Below are 5,544 nucleotides of genomic sequence, written 5' to 3' on the forward strand. Positions count from 1 at the left end.
GCTCGGAGAGGCGCCACAATTGAACACGGCCCCGATGTACTGGGGTGGGATCGACGTCGAACGGTCACATCTGCTGAGCCACCTGTCGTCGCTATTGATCAGGCCCGTCACCGGGGGTGAGCCGATCGTCGGCCCATCGCTCTCGAGTGCCCAACGCGAGGAGTTGGCGGCGCGGATCGGCGCCGTGCCGTGGCACTGGGTCGGTCAGGAGCTGCCGCAGTTCTCCTCTGCGCCGACCGATCACGGGCCGAACGGACTGTCGCCCGGGAGTACGGGGATGCGTCTGTTCACCGTCGCCCAGCGCGGCGGGTATGCACCCATGGCCGGCGGGCTCGGCTACCTGCTGGCCCCCGGCAATGCCGCCTACCGGATGAACACCGTTGCAGCCAAGGATATCTGGGTACGCACACCCACCCGGGTGACGGCGGAGCGCACACCCGCCCCCGCAGTGGAACTGCCCGCGATCACGCCAAGCCCGACCCGCGCGGTCAGCTCGCCGCGCGTGTTGGCCGACCTGTTCTGGCTCGGCCGCTATTCCGAGCGCGCGGAGAGCATGGCGAGGTTGCTCAACGTCACGCGGGACCGCTATCACGAATACCGCTACCGCCAGGACATGGCGGGCAGTGAGTGCGTCCCGGTGCTGTTGGCCGCGCTCGGGCGCATCACCGGCACCGACACCGGAGCCGCCGGCGACGACGCCGAGATGATCGCGATCGCGCCGACCACCCTGTGGTCACTCACCGCCGACCGCCACCGGTCGGGTTCCTTGGCGCAGTCCGTGGAACGCCTTGGGCTGGCCGCCCGCTCGGTGCGTGACCAGATGTCGAACGACACCTGGATGGTGCTTGCCGCGGTGGACCGAGCGGTGATGCGCACCTCTGGGGCGCCGCCCGATTCGCACACCGAGGGCCAGGGCTACCTCGCCGACGCGCCCAGTCAGACCCTCGCGGGGATGCTGGCGTTGTCCGGTGTGGCCGCGGAGTCGATGGTGCACGACGTCGGCTGGCGGCTGATGGACATCGGCAAGCGCATCGAGCGGGGTGTCTGGTTGACGGCGTTGATGCGCGCGACGCTAGTGCAGGTCCGTAGCCCTGGCGCCGAGCAGACGATCACGGAGTCGACACTGGTGGCGTGCGAGTCATCGGTGATCTACCGCAGGCGCACCCTCGGCGTGGTGAGCGTCGCCGCGGTGGCGGACCTGGTGCTGTTCGACGAGGAGAATCCGCGGTCATTGGCGTATCAGTTCGAGAGGTTGCGCGTGAATCTCAAGGCGCTTCCCTCGTCGTCCGGGTCCACTCGGCCCGAGCGACTCATCGAGGAGGTCGGCGCACGCCTGCGCAGGCTCGATCCCGCCGACCTCGAGGACGTCACCGACGGGACGCGGGCCGAGCTGGACGGTCTGTTGAGCAGCATCCACGCCGATCTGCGCGAGCTGTCCCGCGTGATCACCGCGGCCCACCTGTCACTGCCCGGTGGGATGCAGCCGTTGTGGGGTCCGGACGAACGCAGGGCCCTCCCGTGATCCGGCGGGCAGGAGCGCAGCGACATGGGATTTGATGGAGACATGGGTCCGATCCCCGTGGTCGGCAGCAGGTCCTACGAGGTTACGCACCGGACGATGTATCACTACTCCGACGACGTCACCAGTTCCTATGGTCGGGGGTTCCTCACCCCGCGGGATTTGACGGGGCAGCGGTGCCTGACCCACGAGTTGGTGATCGAACCCGAGGCCGCCGACAGTTCGACGAGCCGCGACGGCTACGGAAACACGAGCTCGTACTTCCACGTCACCGAGCGCCACCGTGCGCTGACCATCACCAGCCATTCGATCGTCGAGGTCGACCCGCCACCCCCAGGTCTGTACGCCAGCGGGTCGGCGCTCGCGCCGTGGGAGATCTCGCGCCCCGTCGGCACGGATGGTGCCCTTGCCGTCGAGTTCACCCTCGACCTTCAGCAGCCCGAGATCACCGCGGCCGTCCGCGACTACGCCGCGCCCAGTTTCCAGCCGGAACGGCCGCTGATCGACGTGCTGCGGGACCTGAACACCAGGATCAATCACGACTTCACCTACCGGTCCGGCTCGACGACGGTGTCCACCCAGGTCGGCGAGGTTTTGGCCGCCGGTGAAGGGGTATGTCAGGATTTCGCCCGGCTGGCGATCGCCTGCCTGCGCGCCAACGGTCTCGCCGCCAGCTACGTCTCCGGCTATCTCGCGACGGACCCACCGCCTGGGAGGGAACGCATGGTCGGGATCGACGCGACGCACGCGTGGGCCTCGGTGTGGACACCGCACAGTCAATGGTTGGGATTCGATCCCACCAACGACCAGATGGTCGACGAGCGTTACGTGGTGGTGGGTTTCGGTCGTGACTACGCCGACGTGCCACCGTTGCGCGGCATCATCTACACCGACTCCGAGAGCAGCAAGATCGACGTGTCCGTCGACGTGGCGCCCTACGACGGAGGAATTCTTCATGCGTGACTTCATCTGTCCCAACTGTGGTCAGCACCTGGCCTTTGAGAACTCGGTGTGTCTGTCGTGCAAGAGCAAGCTGGGATTCTCGCTCGATGACATGGCCTTTCTGGTGATCGCCTCCGGAGCCGAGAGTGAACACGGGGGCGCCGTTGACGCCAGCGAATATCAGTTGTGCGCGAACCTGCATGCGGCTCAGTGCAATTGGCTCGTAAGGGTGGCACCAGTGCGCAGGTTGTGCACGTCGTGCGCGTTGACCCGCACCCGGCCGAACGACGCCGACAAGCCGGCCATGGGGGCGTTCGCGACCGCGGAGCGGGCCAAGAGGCGCCTCATCGTCGAGCTGGTCGACCTCAAGCTGCCGATCGTCGGGCGCGACGAGGACTCGAACTACGGCCTGGCGTTCGACCTGCTCTCCAGTGAGTTCGAGAAGGTCTTCACCGGCCACCAGGACGGTGTGATCACCGTCGACCTCGCCGAGGGCGACGACGTGCACCGCGAGCAGCTGCGCGTGGCGATGGCCGAGCCCTACCGCACGCTGCTCGGGCACTTCCGGCACGAGATCGGCCACTACTACTATTACCGGCTCGTCGGTGCCGCTCCACAGTATCAGCAGCAGGCGCGAGAACTGTTCGGCGACACCGAGTCCGACTACCAGGCGGCCCTGGATCGGCACTACGGTGAGGGCGCGCCCCCGGGCTGGGAGAAGACCTACGTGTCGTCCTACGCGACGATGCATCCCGCAGAGGACTGGGCGGAGACCTTTGCGCACTATCTGCACATTCGGGACACCCTCGACACCGCCGCGGCGTTCAGCTTCGCGCCTGCCTCGGCCACGTTCGAACGAAGGAACCTGGGGCCCAGCGGCTTCGACTCCATCATCGAGATGTGGCTACCCCTGTCGTGGGCGCTCAACATGGTCAACCGGTCAATGGGTCACGACGACCTCTACCCGTTCGTCCTGCCCACGAAGGTTCTGGAGAAGATGCGGTTCATCCACACGGTGATCGACGAGGTGACCTCTGATCCGGCCAAACTTGCCTCGGCGGCAGGTGTCTAGCGACTGAGCAAGCTTTCTGCGGTGGCCAACATCGTGTCCGCGACGGAACGTGGCTGCCAGCCAAGAACTTCGGTGGCCTTGGTGGTGGACAACTTCTTCGGCGCCCCGAGCAGTCCCGCGAGTTCGCGAAGGGCGGGAACGGCCCTGGCACCTGCTCGGATCACCCAGTCGGGAGCTTCCAGGCGGGGCACGCGTCGGCCCCGCGGGCCGAGGCGGGACCGCAGCATCGCGGCGATCTGCGGCAGCGTCACTGGCTGACCCGCCGCGGCCAGGAATCGCTGGCCGATCGAGTCTGGGTTCGCCAGGGCCCGGACGTGCAGATCGGCGACGTCGCGCACGTCGACCACGGCGAACGACGCCCGTGGCAAGAGCGGCGGCTTGCCCGCGAGGAGGCCTTCGACGATCCGTATCGACGTAGCGATGTCGGGGCCGAGCACCGGCCCGAAGATGCCGACGGGATTGATTACCGACAGGTCGACGTCATGGGTGGCGGCGAAATCCCAAGCGTCGCGTTCGGCGAGCGTCTTGGACTTGACGTAGGGGGATACGGGCCCGGTCGGATCGGTCCAGTCCGTCTCGTCATAGGGCTCGCCGGATGGCTTGGGGCCGTAGCCGATCGCCGCGAACGACGACGTCATCACGACCCGTCGCGCGCCTGCATCTGCGGCGGCCCGCAACACCCGCGCCGTGCCCTGCCGCGCAGGGACGATCACGTCGTTCTCGTCCTTGGGCTGACGGCTCGGGAACGGCGACGCCACGTGTAGCACGGATGCACACCCGGTCACGGTTGCGCGCCACCCGGTGTCGAGGGTGAGGTCGGCGATGGCGAATTCAAGTTGGTCGGTGGCGACGCCGGCGCGCTGCAAGGAACGACGGACGTCGGCTTCGCGGGCCGGGGAGCGGACCGTCGTGCGTACCGGGTGCCCGTCGGCGAGAAGGTGCAGAATGACGTGTCCGGCAAGGAATCCCGAGCCACCGGTGACCAGGATGCGATCATCCACGGTGCGCTCCCTCGTCGTCGAGCAGGCGGCCGCCGAGGTCGATGATGGTGGGGATGATCTCGGCCTCGGCCTTCGCGTCGCCGCGCTCCCTTGCTTCCCACATCTGAGCCTTGGCGCTGACGTAGCGCTCGCGCAGGCGTAGCCGGGCGATCTCGTCGTGCAACCGGGCGGCGTGCGCCTCGAACAACCTGCGTTGATCGCTGATCGCGTCGGCCCCGCGTCGGGTGTTGGCGACGTAGCGCCGGATGTCTGCGACCGACATCCCGCTTCCTCGTAGGCAACTCAAGGACTCGATGGTGTTGACCAGTTCGGGTGGATATCGGCGGTGTCCGCTGCTGGCGTCTCTCGGCACGGCGTCGATCAGCCCGATGCGCTCGTAGTAGCGCAGGGCCGACTCCGCCAGTCCGGTGCGACGGGACACCTGCTGAATGGTCAGATCGCGGGCGGCGGCCGGGATCGTGTCGGTGGTCATGGTCCCAGTCTGCCGAACTTGAAGCGCTTCAAGTCAAGAGCGTGACTGTGCTTGACCTGTGGCTAACCTTGGAGCAGCATCACGCGCATGATTCGTACCCGCGGTGTCCGCCTCGGCGCCGCCCTCTTCATCGGCGTCGCCGTCCTCGGGCTCAGCGGCTGCGGCAAGGAAATCGACGCCGGGAGTGCACAGAAGTCGGTCACCGACTTCGTGGCGCAGAACACGAAGTTCACCCCGAAGGACGTGAAGTGCCCCTCGGGTATCGAGGCGAAGGTCGACGTCGAGTTCGACTGCACCTTCACCGGTCCCGACGGGGACTACGTCGCGCATCTGAAGATCACCAAGGTCGACGGATCCAACGTGGAGTACGACGTGGAGACGAAGCTCGCCTAACGAGTGTCGCGCCCGTCGAGTGGGCCGTTCACAGCGGTTGTCCCGTGACGCCGGACGCCAGCAGCCTCCTGGCGTCGGTGCCCCCGTCGAGCGCGCGAGTGGTGCGGTGCACGATCTGCCAGCGTCCGTCTCTACGCTGCAGCCG

At 67.1% G+C, this 5,544-nt stretch carries 6 protein-coding genes; 4 read left to right on the top strand and 2 right to left on the bottom strand.

The features are described from left to right. The 3 genes from ACRDUX_RS39020 to ACRDUX_RS39030 all read left to right on the top strand — a co-directional run. The coding region (locus tag ACRDUX_RS39020) for an alpha-E domain-containing protein (RefSeq protein ID WP_526422606.1) at positions 1-1,522 on the top strand (1,522 nt) is incomplete at its 5' end. Positions 1,523-1,546: 24 nt separating this feature from the next. Then, the gene (locus ACRDUX_RS39025; protein WP_526422608.1) at positions 1,547-2,482 is read left to right on the top strand and encodes a transglutaminase-like domain-containing protein; all 936 of its coding nucleotides are present in this window, start codon (positions 1,547-1,549) and stop codon (positions 2,480-2,482) included. Further along, positions 2,475-3,533, top strand: a complete 1,059-nt coding sequence (locus tag ACRDUX_RS39030; protein ID WP_526422610.1) for a zinc-binding metallopeptidase family protein — start codon at positions 2,475-2,477, stop codon at positions 3,531-3,533. Before ACRDUX_RS39025 ends, ACRDUX_RS39030 begins: the two co-directional genes overlap by 8 nt. On the opposite strand, the gene ACRDUX_RS39035 is transcribed toward ACRDUX_RS39030, so the two are convergent. Together ACRDUX_RS39035 and ACRDUX_RS39040 are read right to left on the bottom strand one after the other, a co-directional pair. Then, entirely contained in the window at positions 3,530-4,534 is a 1,005-nt protein-coding gene (locus ACRDUX_RS39035; protein WP_526422612.1) for an NAD-dependent epimerase/dehydratase family protein, read from the bottom strand. The genes ACRDUX_RS39030 and ACRDUX_RS39035 overlap by 4 nt on opposite strands. Beyond that, positions 4,527-5,006, bottom strand: coding sequence for a MerR family transcriptional regulator (locus ACRDUX_RS39040; protein ID WP_526422614.1), 480 nt, complete (start codon positions 5,004-5,006; stop codon positions 4,527-4,529). The genes ACRDUX_RS39035 and ACRDUX_RS39040 overlap by 8 nt, the downstream gene beginning before the upstream one ends. Positions 5,007-5,093: 87 nt before the next feature. On the opposite strand from ACRDUX_RS39040, the gene ACRDUX_RS39045 reads away from it, so the two are divergent. Continuing rightward, a complete protein-coding gene (locus ACRDUX_RS39045) occupies positions 5,094-5,399 on the top strand; it encodes a DUF4333 domain-containing protein (protein WP_526422616.1) in 306 nt (101 codons plus the stop codon). The last annotated feature ends 145 nt before the right edge of the window (positions 5,400-5,544 follow it).

The organism is Mycobacterium sp. (assembly GCF_050701675.1).
Lineage (GTDB): Bacteria > Actinomycetota > Actinomycetes > Mycobacteriales > Mycobacteriaceae > Mycobacterium.

What these genes read in the sequence shown, in the direction of transcription:
- ACRDUX_RS39025 (WP_526422608.1), top strand. Translation starts at nt 1,547, where the DNA reads ATGGGATTTGATGGAGACATGGGTCCGATCCCCGTGGTCGGCAGCAGG.
- ACRDUX_RS39030 (WP_526422610.1), top strand. Translation starts at nt 2,475, where the DNA reads ATGCGTGACTTCATCTGTCCCAACTGTGGTCAGCACCTGGCCTTTGAG.
- ACRDUX_RS39040 (WP_526422614.1), bottom strand. Translation starts at nt 5,006, where the DNA reads ATGACCACCGACACGATCCCGGCCGCCGCCCGCGATCTGACCATTCAG.
- ACRDUX_RS39045 (WP_526422616.1), top strand. Translation starts at nt 5,094, where the DNA reads ATGATTCGTACCCGCGGTGTCCGCCTCGGCGCCGCCCTCTTCATCGGC.